Annotated in this window: 17 protein-coding genes; 3 read left to right on the top strand and 14 right to left on the bottom strand. The window is 62.2% G+C overall.

What is annotated here, in order from left to right; translation table 11 throughout:
- Nucleotides 1–42: 42 nt before the first annotated feature.
- The 9 genes from A0O30_RS20180 to mcpP form a co-directional block, all read right to left on the bottom strand.
- A complete protein-coding gene (locus tag A0O30_RS20180; RefSeq protein WP_105947711.1) occupies nt 43–1,323 on the bottom strand; it encodes a transporter in 1,281 nt (426 codons plus the stop codon).
- 46 nt (nt 1,324–1,369) lie between these two features.
- Nucleotides 1,370–2,122 carry a hypothetical protein gene (locus A0O30_RS20175; RefSeq protein ID WP_105947710.1) on the bottom strand — a complete coding sequence of 251 codons (753 nt, stop codon included), beginning with the start codon at nt 2,120–2,122 and terminating at the stop codon, nt 1,370–1,372.
- A gap of 45 nt (nt 2,123–2,167) precedes the next feature.
- Nucleotides 2,168–2,848: a C39 family peptidase gene (locus tag A0O30_RS20170; RefSeq protein WP_016714146.1), complete on the bottom strand. Its 681-nt coding sequence runs from the start codon at nt 2,846–2,848 to the stop codon at nt 2,168–2,170.
- Nucleotides 2,849–2,911: 63 nt separating this feature from the next.
- Nucleotides 2,912–4,219, bottom strand: a complete 1,308-nt coding sequence (locus tag A0O30_RS20165; RefSeq protein WP_105947709.1) for a heme utilization protein — start codon at nt 4,217–4,219, stop codon at nt 2,912–2,914.
- A gap of 51 nt (nt 4,220–4,270) precedes the next feature.
- A complete protein-coding gene (locus tag A0O30_RS20160) occupies nt 4,271–4,849 on the bottom strand; it encodes an adhesin (protein ID WP_105947708.1) in 579 nt (192 codons plus the stop codon).
- A gap of 1 nt (nt 4,850) precedes the next feature.
- Entirely contained in the window at nt 4,851–5,291 is a 441-nt protein-coding gene (locus A0O30_RS20155) for a hypothetical protein (RefSeq protein ID WP_016714143.1), read from the bottom strand.
- A 297-nt stretch (nt 5,292–5,588) separates the two neighbouring features.
- Nucleotides 5,589–6,158, bottom strand: coding sequence for an AAA family ATPase (locus A0O30_RS20150; RefSeq protein WP_105947707.1), 570 nt, complete (start codon nt 6,156–6,158; stop codon nt 5,589–5,591).
- On the bottom strand, nt 6,155–6,721 hold the full coding sequence (pnuC, locus tag A0O30_RS20145; protein WP_105947706.1) for a nicotinamide riboside transporter PnuC: 567 nt from the start codon (nt 6,719–6,721) through the stop codon (nt 6,155–6,157). Before pnuC ends, A0O30_RS20150 begins: the two co-directional genes overlap by 4 nt.
- 111 nt (nt 6,722–6,832) lie before the next feature.
- On the bottom strand, nt 6,833–8,467 hold the full coding sequence (gene mcpP / locus A0O30_RS20140; protein WP_105947705.1) for a methyl-accepting chemotaxis protein McpP: 1,635 nt from the start codon (nt 8,465–8,467) through the stop codon (nt 6,833–6,835).
- 300 nt (nt 8,468–8,767) lie between these two features.
- On the opposite strand from mcpP, the gene A0O30_RS20135 reads away from it, so the two are divergent.
- On the top strand, nt 8,768–9,598 hold the full coding sequence (locus A0O30_RS20135; protein WP_105947876.1) for an undecaprenyl-diphosphate phosphatase: 831 nt from the start codon (nt 8,768–8,770) through the stop codon (nt 9,596–9,598).
- Complete coding sequence (locus A0O30_RS20130; protein ID WP_105947704.1) at nt 9,591–10,004, top strand: DUF1294 domain-containing protein; 414 nt, start codon at nt 9,591–9,593, stop codon at nt 10,002–10,004. The genes A0O30_RS20135 and A0O30_RS20130 overlap by 8 nt, the downstream gene beginning before the upstream one ends.
- Before the next feature lie 58 nt (nt 10,005–10,062).
- Here the strand turns inward: A0O30_RS20130 and A0O30_RS20125 are convergent, their stop codons facing one another.
- Both A0O30_RS20125 and A0O30_RS20120 read right to left on the bottom strand, forming a co-directional pair.
- Nucleotides 10,063–10,422 (bottom strand): MmcQ/YjbR family DNA-binding protein, encoded by a 360-nt coding sequence (locus A0O30_RS20125; protein WP_105947703.1) that lies wholly within the window; start codon nt 10,420–10,422, stop codon nt 10,063–10,065.
- Nucleotides 10,415–11,317, bottom strand: coding sequence for a LysR substrate-binding domain-containing protein (locus A0O30_RS20120; RefSeq protein ID WP_060498983.1), 903 nt, complete (start codon nt 11,315–11,317; stop codon nt 10,415–10,417). The genes A0O30_RS20125 and A0O30_RS20120 overlap by 8 nt, the downstream gene beginning before the upstream one ends.
- Nucleotides 11,318–11,449: 132 nt before the next feature.
- Here A0O30_RS20120 and A0O30_RS20115 point away from each other — a divergent pair, with 132 nt between their 5' ends.
- Entirely contained in the window at nt 11,450–12,061 is a 612-nt protein-coding gene (locus A0O30_RS20115) for an FMN-dependent NADH-azoreductase (RefSeq protein WP_060498984.1), read from the top strand.
- Nucleotides 12,062–12,107: 46 nt separating this feature from the next.
- On the opposite strand, the gene A0O30_RS20110 is transcribed toward A0O30_RS20115, so the two are convergent.
- From A0O30_RS20110 to A0O30_RS20100, 3 genes are all read right to left on the bottom strand, one after another.
- Nucleotides 12,108–13,310, bottom strand: a complete 1,203-nt coding sequence (locus A0O30_RS20110) for an NAD(P)/FAD-dependent oxidoreductase (RefSeq protein ID WP_105947702.1) — start codon at nt 13,308–13,310, stop codon at nt 12,108–12,110.
- 81 nt (nt 13,311–13,391) lie between these two features.
- Nucleotides 13,392–13,991: a helix-turn-helix domain-containing protein gene (locus A0O30_RS20105; protein WP_105947701.1), complete on the bottom strand. Its 600-nt coding sequence runs from the start codon at nt 13,989–13,991 to the stop codon at nt 13,392–13,394.
- Between the two features lie 39 nt (nt 13,992–14,030).
- A complete protein-coding gene (locus A0O30_RS20100; RefSeq protein ID WP_105947700.1) occupies nt 14,031–15,983 on the bottom strand; it encodes an FAD-dependent oxidoreductase in 1,953 nt (650 codons plus the stop codon).
- Nucleotides 15,984–16,041 lie beyond the last annotated feature (58 nt).

Raw genomic sequence — 16,041 nt, 5'->3', positions numbered from 1 at the left:
AAAAGCCAGGCCCGCTTGCACGGGCCTGGCTGAGGGCAAGTATCAGAAGTAGTAGGGGAATTTCAGGCTGAAGGAGAAGTCAGGGGCATCTTCGGTCAGACCAATGGACAGGTTGGGGACGATGGTCAGGTTGTTGGTGGCGGCGAAGGTCATGCCGATGTTGAAGTTGGCGGCGTTGTAATCGCTATTGGTGATTGATTGCCAGTCCCCACCATCCTGTTTGATCTTGCTCTTGCCGGCGAACTGGTCGGACACTGAGAACGACATGCTCATCTTCTCGTTCAGGGCGAAGGCGATCCCGCCGCCGATTTGCCACGAGTCACCGAGCTTCACATCACCCGGTACTTTTTGGTTAATCGCAGGGCTGACATCGCTGAAGGAGTCCTTCATGTTGTAGGTGTACGACAGGCTGGCGAACAGCACGGCTGGATCGTACGTCTTCACCAGCGAGATGCCCGGCGTGATCGACCACACACCATTGCCGGTTGGTAGGCTTTCTGGTACCGCGAGGTTGTCGTTACCTTCGTCTATGCGCAGCTTGATGCCATATGGGTCCTTGCCGGTAGGTGCCTTGATCCGCAGAGTGGCGACGGCGTCGGGCCAGGTCTCGTCCTCGTCGAGGAACTTATAGGCTACCCCAACGTTGATATCACCGATTTCCGGGTCTCGGGTTACCGTTGCGTCAGAGGGGGCATTTCCTGCGTTGTTTACCCCGCCGGACGAGTAGGTAGACTCGCGGTACACCACGGGCACGTTGATGTCGAATTGCCAACGCTGCGCCAGGTTGTAGCGCGCGGTCATGTCCAGGGTCCAGTTGTCGGCCTTGATGCGGTCCAGGTTGATGCTGCCGAGGAAAATCGAGTCCAGTGCTAGGAAACCGTTGAGCGTGAGCGCACGGGTATCGTAATGGGTGTAGGTCAGGCCGGTTTCGAAGCTGAACTTGCCGCCACCGAAAAAGCCGCTGGCTTCGTCATACAGGTTGGACACACTTTGCGCCGGCTCCGAGTCGGCGGTGAGCGCCTGGCCGTAGGAGCTGCCGGTGGTGCCCGGCGCGCCGGATGCGACAGTCTGTGCCCCCTTGACCCCTTCGGCAGGGGATTTGACCAGGCGTTTGGGTTGCGCTGCCGCCGGGGCCTCCTCGACCTGCCGCACGCGCTGCTCCAGTACCATCAGCGCTTGCTGCTGGGCTTCGTAACGGCGTTTAAGCTCGATCAGTTCCTGCTTGAGGGCCTCGACCTGTGGGTCGGCAGCTGCGTAGAGCATTGTGGCCGGGGCCAGGGTAGTCAAACACACAAAAGCTTTGAGCGTTAAAGATCGGTGCATGGATTTGCCGTCCCTTCCGACTACTTTTGATGAGACTGAGCGTAGATCAGTATCCGAAGGTGCGAAGACCTTTGAGCTGGTCGAGGCTACCGTTCAGCGAGGCGGCCGTTGGCACGCTTTCACGCATGACCACATTCAGGGAAGTGACGTTGTTGACCAGGTTGCCGTTGCCGAGCAGCGTCGAATTCTGCATCAGGCCGCCCTGGGCCAGGCGCTGCACGCTGCTGCCCTGGTTATTGCTGGCATTGATGTTGAGCTGCACGCCCACGCCGGTCGAGGACACGCTGAGCGAGCCGGCGCCGTTTTCACCGACCAGGGTCTGGCCAGCGGCCAGTACCTGGCCTTGTTGCTGCACGGCGGGGGCCTGGTTGGCTTTGGTGACGTTGATATCAACGTTGTTGTAGGCCGTATTATTGTCGCCGGCTGCACGCACCACCTGGGTGACACCCTCGGTGGTGGTCAGGCCGTTGCCACCTGTGACCACGCCCGTGCCCGCAGAAGAGGCACCGCTCGACGCGGCACCGGTGCCTTTTTCGTCGATCATCGAGACATAGAACTGGGGCTTGATGGTCGACTGCTGGACTTGCAGCGTGGATGTCGCCCCGATCACGTCCCCTTTGGCATTTTGCCAGGTGCTGGACATGACAATCCCGAAACTCACGATGCGCCCCGGCATCACATAGCGGCCACGCAGGTTGGCCAGCTCCTGGTCCTTGAGTTCGATGGGTTTCAACGCCTCGGCGTGGCTTGGCAGGCTGGCGGCCAGGCAGGCCATGGCCAGCCACAATGAAGTCTTCATGAAATGCTCCCTGGAGCCTCATGCTCCTTGTCATTAGAACAGTCGTTAGAAGAAGTCGCTTTTGATGAAGCCGAAGTCCAGCAGCTCGGTGTCCTTCACTGGGGTGAAGTTGTTCACCCGGCCCTTGGCAGTCAGTGGCAGGGGCGGGTCGAGCAGGACATTGTTCTTGTCGTACCCTTGGCCGATCACAGCGAAGATGATGCCGTTCCAGCCCTTCAGGAAATCGTCGATCTTGTAACGCTTGTGGCCCAGCACCGGGTCACCGATGTACACCCAGCCTTTGTCGACCTTTTGCATGACCACGAAGTGCTTGTAGCCACGCACGTCCATCAGCACCACGACCGGGATGCGCACACTGTGCAGGGTGTCGGGTGCTACCCGGTAGCCGCGGGCACGCATCCCCAGGCTTTCGACGTAGCGTTTCATGTCGAGCATGGAGAAGCCTTGCGTGCGCACCAGGTTCTGGTCGGCGTGGGCCAGCATGCCTTCGATGATCTGATGTTCGTCCACATCCAGCCAGTAGGCCTGGCGCAGGATGGTCGCCAGTGCGGCGGCGCCGCAACTGAAGTCGGTTTTTTGTTGCACCAGGTCGGCGAACTTGCGTTCACGCACGCTCTGGATGGGCTTGAATACCACGGCACCGCCCGGCAGGACGGACAGCGGCATTTGTGCAGCTTCGCTCACGCTGGCCAGGCACAGCAAAAACGCCAAGGCGATAATGCGCATGATCGGATGCCTTCCGGTGGGTGTTGAAGAAAGGCCCCCCGAAGGGGGCCTCAAGCGCAGCGTTTAGAACGAGGTGTTGGAAATGGCCAGCGAGTTGCTCTGCTGGTTGCCCACACCGGCTGCCACGTTCACGCCCAGGTTGCCACTGCCACCGTTCACCGAACCGCTCAGGGTTGCAGTGTTGGTCACAGGGTTGGCCCAGCCGGTCGGGGTCAGTACCTGGAAGGACACAGTGTTGCTCAGGTCGTACGAGCTGCTTTCGCTGTAGCTCTTCACGATGTCCTTGGACGATTCCTTCGACTTGCTGCCCGATTTTTCGAACGAGGAGTTGTAGGCTTCTTCGAACGAAGAGTCATACGACTTCTGGAACGAAGAGCTGGACGACTTGTCTTTCGACTTGTCGATGGTCACGTCGAGCGATGCATTGAGCGAGGCGTCGGCCGATTCGCTGCGCGTGCGGTCATGGCGGCCATGATCGACGGTGACACTGTGCGAGGCTTCTGCCGCTGCATCCAGGGTTGCGTGAAGCTGAGCGTTGTAGCTGGAGCTGGACTCTTTGCTACGCGACCCGCTGACATCCTTCGACTTCGAACCGCTGGCATCCCAGCTGTTGGAGCCGCTGGCGTTCCAGCTCGAAGACGAGCTCTTGTCCACGCTGAGGTTGAAGTCGCCGTCGCGCGACGAGCTGCCGCTGGCCGAGGTGGTGATGGTGATCGTGTCGACGCGGTAAGTGCGGTCAGCACTGTTGTTCACGACCAGGCCTGGCCCGTCCTGTTCGGCAGAAGCCGTGGCAGTGGCATTACCCAGAGGCGCACCGGTGTTGGCGATGGCCATGGTGTTTTTCTGTTGGTTGAGGTCGCCACCGGCGATGTTGATGCCAATGTTGCCCTCAGCCCCGCTGGCCGAGCCGCTCATCACAGCAGACGACTGGGTCGAATAGTTGTCGACCCGGTTGTTGTCGCTGGATTGCACGACATCGGCAGTGGCACTGGCCATGCCGAACACGAAGCTGTTGTCCAGGCTCGACTCGGAGCCGGCGTTGGCAATGGCTGCGGCGTTATCCTGCTGGTTGCCGTTACCGGCCGCCACGTTGATACCGACGTTGCCACTGGAGCCTTCGCCCGACTGGTTCATCTCGGCTTCGTTGATGGTGCCTTCATTGCTGATACGGTTATCGGTGCTGGTTTGGGTATCCCAGGCATTGGCCGTTGCATACACAGGGATTTTGGTTGGAGGAGGCGTGTGATGACCATTGTTATGGTGGCCGTTGTGGTGGTCATTGCGCCGATCGTTTTGCCCAGCTTGTACAGCAACAGCCATGACCGCAGCAATTGCGAACACCAGAGGCTTGATTGCCATCGAGGGTTTCATGGTGATTCTCCGTACTCTATGTTGGTTAAGTGTCGTTCTTAACTGAAAGGGTCAATCCGCGACCCGGATGCTCAAGGTGTTGGCCATTCGGTTTCCCACCCCGGCACTCTGGTTCAACTGGATCACCCCGCGGCTACCGGTGAAGGCCTGGTCACTGGTGGTGACCTGGCGATGGCCTGTTGGGGTGTCAGTTGGACCGGAGTTGTTGAGCAGCGCCACGTTCTGTTGCATGAGGACGCTGTCGTCGATGCTTTGCGGTTGAGCACTGAGGGTTATGCTCAGGGCATTGGCTTGCTGGGTATTGGCGCCGGCGCTCTGGTTGACGCCCAGCGCACCACTGCCGTTGCTGAACGCGCTACCTTGAATGGTCGAGCGGGCATCCATCGTCGGGTCGGCGGGGGTGTTCAGCCGTTGCCGGATCTGCGTGCTGGCATTCGCTTCGGGCCCGACGGCGATGGCCCGCGCATTGGCCTGTTGCTGTTTGTCGCCGGCAGCCTGGTTGACGGAGAGGTTGCCCTGATAGCGGCTGCCGGAGCTGTCGATGTTGGCATTATTGATGACGGGAACCAGGGAATCGGCGAGGCCTGGCGTACTGCACAGGGTGGCCAGAATCAGCAGCATGTGCTTCATGTCACTTGCCCCCGCCGGTCAGAATCTGCAATGGCGCGAGGCCGCGTTGCACACTTGAGTTGACCATGTTGGAGATGCCGTTACCCGCGCCCCCCGTGCCACGGCCGCCTGACAGGTTGGGCAATTGGTTCTGGTTGCCGAGGTTACCCCCCAGGTTGTTGGTCTGCTGGGTAATCATGTTGCTGATGCCGGCGCCACTGCTGATGCTGGCGAAATCGCCATCGCTCAGCTCGTTGGTTTGCTTGAGCACGTGGGCAGAAGGGTTGGCGTTGACCGTGGTCGGGCTCGGGTCAGGGATCAAGGGTGGGATCGTCGCGTTGCGCACCTGCACGTCGCGCTTGATGATGATGATGCCTTTGTCTGCGTGGGCCGTGAGGCTCAATGCCCCCAGTACACAACCCGCCAACAACAAGTGATAGAGGCGTTTGTCACTCTTCCTCACGACGGCAACTCCTTCTTTGAGCGCTGGCCTTGTTCAGCGATGCAAAGGACAGAGCAGATGGTGTGCCGCTTTTGAGAATCGTTTTCAGATCAGACAGTTAGGGCAAGAGGCTGACAAACTGCGGCGCATTTTGTCTCAGCGGTGAAACAGCCAGCCGTGGGCGTTGCTGGCCAAGCCAGCTGTGGCCTTGATTGGAAGGGTTTTTGCAGGGGTGTTTCACGGGTTTGACACTGCCCCCGAAAAGGGGGGAAGCCCCGCAATTTCGGGGGCCTTGCCCCACTGGAGTGTGTCAGTAGGTTAACACTCGGTCGGGCAGGATGGCGCATCGCTATCAAGCAGCGTAGCAACGGCTTGCAAGGCCAGCAACTGGCGCTGCGGCCAATTGCCCTCAAGTATCTGGTGCGCCTGATTATGCTGTTGCAGCCAGGCAAGGCTGTCGTCGAAAAAGCGCTGGCGGTCGTTGATGTCGGGTTGGCTGCGCTGGCCATCGGCAACCCAGTCCACCCCCTGCGGGCTCAGCAGCAGGTGCAGGTCGTAGTGCCGTTCAAGCAAGGCTTGTTCCAGCCAGGCCGGGCAGTCATCGAACAAGGCGCGGCTCCAGAGCATGTTGCTGAGCAGGTGGGTGTCGAGGATCAGCAGCGGTGGCGCCTGTTCGCGCGCCCGGTCCTCCCAGGCCAGCTGGCCGTGGGCGATGGCAGGGATATCGGCATAGCAGGTATCGCGGCACTCCTGGTCGATGAAGTGGCGCACGTACTCGGCCACCACCACACCGCCGAAATGCGCCTGGATCACACCGCTGAGCCAGCTCTTGCCGCTGGATTCGGGGCCGCACAGCACCAGGACCTTCATGGCGTGTTGCGTGCTCATGGTTGCGCCAACGCCGGGTCGCGGCGCCATTCCAGCCAGCCGCGCACGGCAATCAGGGTGAGCACGGCAAAGAAGCCCGCCGTGAAGTACAGCTGCTGGTGCAGGTATAAGCCTACATAGACGATGTCTACTGCCACCCACAGCGGCCAGCATTGCAGGCGCTTCTGGGCCATCCACAGTTGCGCCACCAGGCTGAAACCGGTCAGGGTGGCGTCGAGCCAGGGCAGGGCGGCATCGGTCCAGTTGGCCATGGCCGAGCCCAGTGCTGCGCTCAGGAGTACCCCGGCAGCCAGGCCGGCACATAACGCAGGGCCTTGCAGGCGCGATACCTGGCGGGCGTCTTCGGTGCGGCCGGGGCGTTTCCATTGCCACCAGCCGTACAGTTGCAGGATCGCGTAGGCCAGTTGCAGCAGCATGCCCGAGTACAGCTTTACCTCGTAGAACAGCCAGCCATAGATCAGCACCATGACCAGGCCGATCGGCCAGCACCAGGCGTTTTGTTTGACCGTGAGCCAGACAGCGGTGACGCCGAGGACGGCGGCGATGAGTTCAAGGCCGGACATCGGCGATCCTTGGAGACTTTAGTGAGGGCCGCGATTGTAGCGGGTCGGCCAGGGAAGGTGTAGGGCGTGAGGGCGTCTGGGGCTGCATTGCAGCCCCCTGCATTTTGGCAGTTATACCCGGAACTGGCGCAGCAACTGTTCTAACTCCTCACTCAACTGCCCCAGTGCCACCCCGGCATCGCTGGACTGGCGCGCCGCATCGGCCGTCTGCTGCGACAGCCCGGCGGTATCCAGCACATTGCGGTTGATTTCCTCGACCACATGCGACTGCTGCAAGGTGGCGCTGGCGATGGAGGCATTCAGCGCGGTCAGGTTGGTCAGTGCCTGGTTGATGGCGTCCAGGCTGGCGCCGGCTTCGCGGGCCTGCTCGACGGTTTGGCGCGAGGCTTCGCTGCTGGTGTCGATGGCTTTGACCGCTGCGTCCGACTGGCTTTGCAGGTGCTCGATCATGGTATGGATCTCTGCCGTCGACTGCGCGGTGCGCTGGGCCAGCAGGCGAACCTCGTCAGCGACCACGGCAAAGCCACGGCCCTGTTCCCCGGCCCGCGCCGCTTCGATGGCCGCATTCAACGCCAGCAGGTTGGTCTGCTCGGCGATGGAGCGGATGACATCGAGCACACCGCCGATGCGTGTGCTGTGGCCTGCCAGGTCGCGAATCACCTGCACGGCCTGGTCGATGGTCAGCGACAACCGGTCGATCTGCGCCAGGCTGCCATGAATCGCTTGCTGGCCATGGGTTACCTGCTGCTGCGCGGTGCGCATTTCCCCGGCGGCCTGTTCGGCAGTCTTGGCCACGTCCTGCACGGCATAGGTCACCTCGTTCACGGCGGTGGCTACCTGGTCCATCTGTAGCGATTGTTGGGCGCTGTGCTGCTGTGCGGCGCCTGCATTGTCGCCGACGTGCCCGGCGGACTGGGCCAGCGCGTGGGCCGCCCCTTGCAGTTGGCCGACCACACCCTGCAGCTTGCCGTTGAAACGGTTGAAGTGCTCGCCCAGGTGGGTGATTTCGTCACGGCCGTGGGTGTCCAGGCGCCGGGTCAGGTCGCTTTCGCCGCTGGCGATGTTGCCCATGGCCTGCACGGCCTCCTGCAAGGGGCGGGCAATGCTGCGCGCAATCAGCAGGACCACCAGTGCCATCAGCAGGGCAATGCCCACGCCCACCAGCGAGGCATCGCGCAACTGGCGGGCGAATTCGGCCTGCACGTCATCGACGTACACGCCTGAACCGATAATCCAGCCCCAGGGTTTGAACAGCTGTATATAGGAAGTCTTGGCGACCGGCTCGCTGGCACCGGGTTTGGGCCAGCGGTAGTTGACCGGCCCTGCATCCTGCTGGCGGGCCAGGGCGACCATTTCGTTGAACACGGCAAAGCCGTCGGGGTCGCGAATGGCAGAAAGGTCCTGGCCATCGAGCTTGGGGTTGGCCGGATGCATGATCATCTTTGGCCCCAGGTCGTTGATCCAGAAGTAGTCATCGTGGTCGTAGCGCAACGCACGTACCACCTGCAGTGCCTGTTGCTGGGCGGCTTCGCGGCTGAGCGTACCGGCCGCTTCCAGCCCTTGGTAATAGGCCAGCACGCCAGCGGCGGTCTGCACCACATGGCGGGTTTTTTCCGCTTTGGCCTGGTAAAGGTCACCGTGGATCTGGCGCAGCATGAGCAGGCCAAGCACCACAAGCATGGCCACCGCCACCACAAGGATCAGCCACAGGCGCCGGCTGATCGACATCGATCTCAACGTGTTCATCCAGGAGCTCCCGCATTGTTCTTTTTATTGAGGTGCATCCAAGCATGCTTTGCGACAGGTCCCCACCCTACTAATGGCTAAGTGCTATCTTTGAAATAGTCTGCAGCAGGTCGCGTAAAGCGATTGCAAAGGCGCTCTGCTAGGATTTCGGCCGCGCAAGATGAAACCTTTAGCGGGTGTGAACTTTTCTACTGGCGTTGCGCCCAACAGTCGCTGTAAAACAGCCGGGCCGCGTGCGGCAAATTCAAGCAAATCAAGAACAAGGGGCCCGCAGCAAGCGGCGCTCCATCCGGGGGAATGATGGATTTTTGGACTGCCTTTCAGGCAATCATCTTAGGCGTGGTCGAAGGGCTGACGGAGTTTCTGCCGATCTCCAGTACCGGGCACCAGATCATCGTCGCCGACCTGATAGGTTTTGGCGGTGAGCGGGCCATGGCATTCAACATCATCATTCAGCTGGCAGCGATCCTGGCGGTGGTGTGGGAGTTTCGTGGCAAAATTTTCGAAGTGGTGTTTGGCCTGGCCAGCCAGCCCAAGGCGCGGCGTTTCACCGGCAACCTGCTGTTGGCGTTCATGCCGGCGGTGGTGCTGGGCGTGCTGTTCGCCGACCTGATTCACGAGTACCTGTTCAACCCGATCACCGTGGCGGCGGCATTGGTGGTGGGTGGCGTCATCATGCTCTGGGCCGAGCGCCGCGAACACCGCGTGCAGGTGGACCATGTGGACGACATGCGCTGGAGCCATGCGCTGAAGATCGGCCTCATCCAGTGCCTGGCAATGATTCCGGGCACTTCCCGCTCGGGCTCGACCATCATTGGCGGCCTGCTGTTCGGCTTGTCGCGCAAGGCCGCGACCGAATTTTCGTTCTTTCTGGCAATGCCGACCATGGTCGGCGCGGCGGTGTATTCGGGTTACAAGTACCGTGACCTGTTCCAGCCCGGTGACTTGCCGGTATTTGCCGTTGGTTTCGTGACGTCGTTCATCTTCGCCATGATCGCCGTGCGCGCGTTGCTCAAGTTCATTGCCAACCACAGCTACGCGGCGTTTGCCTGGTATCGCATTGTGTTCGGCCTGCTGATTCTGGCGACCTGGCAGTTCGGCTGGGTTGACTGGTCGACAGCGCATGGCTGAGGTGCTGCGCGGGCAACGGGCGGAGGGCGTGCGCAATGTGCGCCTGAAACTGCTGCTGTTGGGGGTGTTGTGCCTGTTGCCCGGGCTGGGCGCTGCGCGCATGGCCTGGAACGACCAGGCCTGGTGGCCGCTGGCGCTGTACCCGGCCATGAGCCTGATCAGCCTGTTGCTGTATTGGCAGGATAAGCAGCAGGCGCGTACCCAGGCCTGGCGTACGCCCGAGAAAGTGCTGCATGCCAGTGAGCTGTTGGGTGGCTGGCCGGGGGCACTGGTGGCGCAGCAGGTGTTTCGGCACAAGACTCGCAAGCTGTCTTACCAGCTGGTGTTCTGGGGGATTGTGCTGGTGCACCAGGTGTTCTGGGCGGACTGGCTGTTTTTTGAGGGGCGTTATCTGCCCTTCAATTGATTATTGCCTGTACCGGCCTCTTCGCGGGTAAACCCGCGAAGAGGCCGGTACAGGTAGTTCACATCATCAGCCCTACCTGCAAGCGCTTCGGCAGCCGGCGCACCACCAGTTGGTGCGAGCGCTGCAACACATCACACAGCTCATCACGCCCCATGGGGTAGGGCTGCGCCATGCTGATCCATTTTGCCCGCGCCAGATACGGCGCAGGCCGCACCCCTGGGCGGTCGCAGTAGCCGAGAAACAGTTCATCGGCCACTTTGAATGACAAACCCGCACCGGCCAGGTCGAGCACGGCGAACATCTTGTTGCCTGCCACTGAAAACACCCGAATGCCACCCCATTTGTAGTCTTCCCGCGCACCCGGCAGGCTCAGGCAAAACGCTGCCACTTCGGCTTCGCTCATTTTCCTTTCAGACATACCGTTCTCCACAGGCCTCGAATGATGCCGCCAGGTGATCGATCCATACCCGCACTGCAGGCAGTACACCCCGCCGGTGGGGGTATACCGCTTGCAGGTAGCCACCCGGTAGCGACCAGTCTGGCAGCAGGCGCACCAGTTCGCCGCGCTCCAGTTCTTCCTCGCAAAACATGCTGGGCAGGGCAGTGAAGCCGAGGCCGGCCCGTACAGCAGCATTACGTACTACGAAATCATCAATGGCCAGGCGCGGTTCCAGGGCGATTTCCTGCTGCTTGCCATGAGGGCCGAACAAGCGGAAGTGTACCAACCGGTCTGCTTCAGCGGCGCCCAGCACGGGCAGTGACGCCAGCTCTGCAGGTTCACGAATGTGATCGGCGAACCCGGGCGCAGCCACCAGTTGCATTTGCGCCTGGCGAAGGCGGCGGGTGACCAGCGCCGGGTCTTCATCGCCCAGGTCACGCACGCGCAGTGCCACGTCGATGCCTTCGGAAATCAGGTCGACCCGGCGGTTGAGCAGCACCATGTCCAGTTGCACCAGCGGGTACTGCTCAAGAAAACGGCTGATCACATCTGGCAGGAATGCATGTGCCAGCGCCACCGGGCAAGACACCCGCAAGCGCCCGCGCGGTTCACTGCTCATGCTGGCTACGGCTTCATCGGCCGCTTCGGCTTCCAGCAGCATGGCCTGGCAATGATGCAGGTAGCGTTCACCTACTGCGGTGAGCTTGAGCTGCCGCGTGGTGCGTTGCAGCAGGCGCGTGCCAAGGCGCTCTTCCAGCTCGGCGATACGCCGCGACAGGCGCGACTTGGGGATACCCAGCTGGCGCCCGGCTGCGGCGAATCCACCGGCTTCGACGACGCGCGCGAAGTAAAAGAGGTCGTTAAGATCTTGCATGGGCATGTCTCACTGTTCTATCTGTGGGACAAACTAACGCATTTTTGCCTCCTTATCAGCCATTGCGCACCCCGGTAGGATTCTCCACAAGTGATCGCCCACTGGCGCGGTCTTCAATCACTGGAGAGTCCCATGAAACTGTTGCACATCGATTCGAGCATCCTGGGCGACAATTCCGCCTCCCGCCAGCTAAGCCGTGAAGTGGTCGAAGCCTGGAAAGCCGCCGATCCAAGCGTGGAAGTGGTTTACCGTGACCTGGCCGCTGACGCCATCGCCCACTTTTCTGCCGCCACCCTGGTAGCTGCTGGCACCCCTGAAGACATGCGTGATGCTGCCCAGGCTTTTGAAGCCAGGCTCAGTGCTGAAACCCTGGAAGAATTCCTGGCTGCTGATGCTGTAGTCATTGGCGCGCCGATGTACAACTTCACGGTACCGACCCAACTCAAGGCCTGGATCGACCGCGTGGCCGTTGCCGGCAAAACGTTCCGCTACACTGAAGCTGGCCCGGAAGGCCTGTGCGGCAACAAGAAAGTGGTGCTGGTTTCCACCGCCGGTGGCCTGCACGCTGGCCAGCCGACCGGTGCCGGGCATGAGGACTTCCTGAAAGTGTTCCTGGGCTTCATCGGTGTCACCGACCTGGAAATCGTCCGCGCCCATGGCCTGGCCTATGGCCCGGAACACCGTAGCCAGGCGATTGACGCTGCCCAGGCTCAGATTGCCAACGAGCTGTTTGCAGCTGCCTGATTGGCAGGCATGGGGCCCGTCACGGCCCCATTGCCGGCAAGCCGTGTCAGGCCACCGGAATACTCGGATCAGCCGCCGCCAAAGCGGCTGTACGGTCTGCCGCTGGCGGGTAGATCCACACGGTGTTGATCTGCGATTTCAACACCTTGGCCTTGGCCTTGTCCTCCGGCGGCGCCACCGCGCGCGCCCACCCTTCGGTATACACCGCGCCCCAGGCGCCCAGGTCCAGGCAGGTTACGTACTTGGGTTGGCTGTACGTCATCGGCGCCACGCCAATCAGCTCGGCCGCCGCATTGTTGCCCGCATAGCGCCCCAGTGGAATCGCGTGCTGGCAGGACATCACCGCGTAGTTGCCACGCTCGTCGCAGGCGGCATACGCCACATCGCCGGCTGCATACACCGCATCATTGCCCTTGACCTTGAGGTTGCCATCCACATGCAAGCGGCCCTGGCGGTCGCGCTCGCCGGTGATCTGTTCGGTGAGCGGGTTGGCCTTGAAACCTACTGTCCAGACCACCGTACTGGCATCGATGCGCTGGCCGTTGTCCAGCAGCACGCCGGCAGGGTCTACCGAGGCCACCGTGGCACCGCAGATCCATTCCACGCCCAACGCCTCACAGGCCTGTTCAATGGCCGGGCGAATGCCGTCGCCCAAGGCGGCACCGATTTTTGCGCCGCGGTCGACCACTACCACGCGTAACGCGGCGTCTTCACCCAGGATTTTGCGCAGCCGTGCTGGCAGTTCGGTTGCCGTCTCGATGCCGGTAAAGCCGCCACCGGCCACTACCACGGTGTTGCGTGCCGGTGTGTCGGGCAAGCTGGCCAGGGACTTGAGGTGGGCTTCCAGGCGTGCGGCGCTGTCGATCTTGTCGACATCGAAGACGTGCTCGATGCCGGCCATGTCAGGCCGGTTGAGCACACTGCCGCAGGCCATGATCAGGCGGTCGTAGGGCAGGGCACACTGGGTGCCACTGCGGGTGCGGTAGCTGACCCGGCGGGCCTGTTCATCAATATGAAAGGCCGTACCTTGCACGAAGCGGACGTTGACGGCATCGAACAGCGCCTGCAGTGGCGCGGCCATGGTGTGCACATCGGGCTCGTAGAAGCGCGGGCGTATATGCAGTTCGGCCTGGGGCGCGAGCAAGGTGACTTCGACGCCTTTGTTGCCGTTGAGGGCAAGCTGGCGGACAGCGCTGAGGGCACTCCACAGGCCGGCAAAGCCGGCGCCGATGATCAGGATCTGCTTCATGTTGTTGGCTCCTCGTGAGTTCGGTTGACAAGGTAGACCCTATCGAGGGTCAGCAGCGTTACCAAGGCCTGCGGGAGTGCTTCAAAATGTTGGCGGCGTGATCACCCAGATCACCACGGCATCCACTTCGCCGGGGTTGCCATAGCGATGGGGTTCCTGGCTGGAAAAGCTGAAACTGTCGCCTTCACCCAGCTGGAAATGCCGCTCGCCCACCCAAAGCTCGAAGCTGCCGCTGAGGAGGTAGCCGGCTTCTTCGCCCTCATGGCTGTAGCTTTGCTGGCTGTAGGTGCCCGGGGGGAAGCGTGAGTGCAGGATTTCCAGCTGGCGGTTGGGTTGGGGGGTGAGCAACTGATCGACAATCCCATCTTCGTAATGCACGCTCAGGCGGCTGTTGCGTCGCACCACGTAACCTTGGTCTTCGGGGGCGGTGTTGGCTTCGCTGGCAAAGAACCACTGGATGGTCACGCCCAGGCTGCGGGCGATGTTGAACAACGCGGGGATCGACGGATAGGAAAGGTTGCGCTCCAGCTGGCTGATGTAACCGGCAGTCAGTTCACTGTGTGCAGCCAACTCCGCCAGGGTCATGCCACGGCGCTTGCGCAGGCCGCGGATGCGGGTGCCCAGGAACTGCGGCGCGGCGCCCCCGGCTTCACTGGCGGGGGGCTGGGGAAGTTGGCTCATGCACGTCGGTCCATCGTAAAAGCCGCAGTATGTACAGCCTCAGAGCGACCAGGCAACCGTCAGGCCGTCGTGAATCGCTTCTTCGGCGGTGCGCGGCGCCAGGCAGTCGCCAACACGCCGCACTTCCACCAGGCCGGCCAGCTCGCTGGCCAGCCTGTCTTCAGGCTGATGACCCAGGCACAGCACCAGGGTGTCGATACCCTCGAAGATCATCGGCTCGCCACTGGCGGTGTGCTGCAAGTACACCGTGTTGTCGTCGCTGCCATACAGGCGCGCGTACGGGGTGATGGGGATGCCCAGGCGATGCAACTCGCCGGCCAGTTGATCGCGCACGTACAGCGGCAGGCTTTCGCCGCAATGGGTACCGTTAACCGCCAGCTGTACGTGATGCCCCTCGCGCACCAGGCGTTCGGCGATGCCCGGGCCGATCCAGTCGCAGCGCCAGTCGATGACCAGCACCGAGCGCCCCGGCTTCACTTCATTGCGCAGCACCTGCCAGGCGTCCACCACCTGCAAGTCGCCGGTGCGTTCGAACGCTGGCCAGTAAGGAGTGGCACCGGTGGCGGCAATGACCAGGTCGGGGCGCTCGCGCTCGACCAAGGCGCGGTCGACCCGGGTGTTGCGCACAACTTCCACGCCGGCCAGGGCCATTTCCCGCTGCAGGTTGGTGCTGGCCCCGCCGAACTCGGCGCGGCGCGGTAGCAACTGGGCCAGCAGCACCTGGCCGCCGAGCTGGGGGCCAGCCTCGTACAGTGTCACCTGATGCCCTCGGGCAGCGGCCACGGCGGCGGCCTTCATGCCAGCTGGCCCGCCGCCGGCCACAAGGATGCGCTTGGGTGTGGCCGTGGCCGTCAGTTGCCCGTACTGCAGTTCTCGACCGGTTTCGGGGCGCTGGATGCAGGAGATGGCCAGGCCACGGTGGAAGTGGCCGATGCACGCCTGGTTGCAGGCGATGCAGGCGCGTACATCTTCGATCTGGCCGCGTTCGGTCTTGTTCGGCATCAACGGGTCGCAGATCAAGGCTCGGGTCATGCCGCAGACATCGGCCTGGCCGCGGGCCAGAATCAGTTCGGCTTCCTGGGGCTGGTTGATGCGCCCGGTCACGAACAGCGGGATAGCCAGCTGTTGCTTGAAGGCGGCGGCCTCGCGGGCCAGGTAGGCGGGCTCGATGGCCATGGGCGGCACGATATGCACGGCGCCACCCAGTGACGCTGAGGTGCCGGCGACGATGTGCAGGTAGTCGAGTTGGCCCTGCAAGGCAACTGCGGCGGCCAGTGACTCATCCTCGCTCAGGCCCTGGCTGTCACGTTCGTCGGCGCTGATGCGCAGGCCGATGATGAACTGCTCATCGGTGGCGGCGCGCACGGCGGCCAGCACTTCACGCAGGAACCTCAGGCGTTGTTCCAGTTCGCCGTTGTAGCCGTCGCTGCGCAGGTTCACCCGCGGGTTGAGGAACTGCGCGGGCAGATAGCCATGGCTGGCCACCACCTCGACACCATCCAGCCCGGCCTGGTGCAGGCGGCGGGCGGCGCTGGCGTAGCCCTTGACGATTTCATCGATCATCGCCTGGTCCAGCGCGCGCGGCATGACGCGGAAGCGTTCGTTGGGCACCGAAGACGCCGAGTACGCCACCGCCAACAGGCCGTCTGCCGACTCCATGATCTCCCGCCCGGGGTGAAACAGCTGCGAGAGCACCACGGTACCGTGCGCATGGCAGGCCTCGGCAAGCTGGCGGTAGCCGTCGATGCAGGCATCGTCGGTGGCCATCAGCACATGCGAGGTGTAGCGGGCGCTGTCATGCACCCCGGCAACTTGCAGCACGATCAGGCCGACGCCCCCGGCGGCGCGGTCGCGCTGGTAGGCGATCAGTTTGTCATTCACCAGATTGTCGGTAGGCAGGCAGGTGTCGTGGCCGGTGGACATGATGCGGTTCTTCAGGCGTTTGCCGCGGATCTGCAAGGGTTCGAACAGGTGAGGGAAGGCGGTCTGCATACAGGCGGCTCCGGTGCGGTGTTGTTCTTGTTTTGTTTATGAAAGTGTAGCGCTAGTA

It is taken from the genome of Pseudomonas sp. LLC-1, assembly GCF_002992185.1.
Classification (GTDB): domain Bacteria; phylum Pseudomonadota; class Gammaproteobacteria; order Pseudomonadales; family Pseudomonadaceae; genus Aquipseudomonas; species Aquipseudomonas monteilii.
Note: the sequence above shows the minus strand (reverse complement) of the source record. Positions and strands in the feature narration are given on the sequence as shown.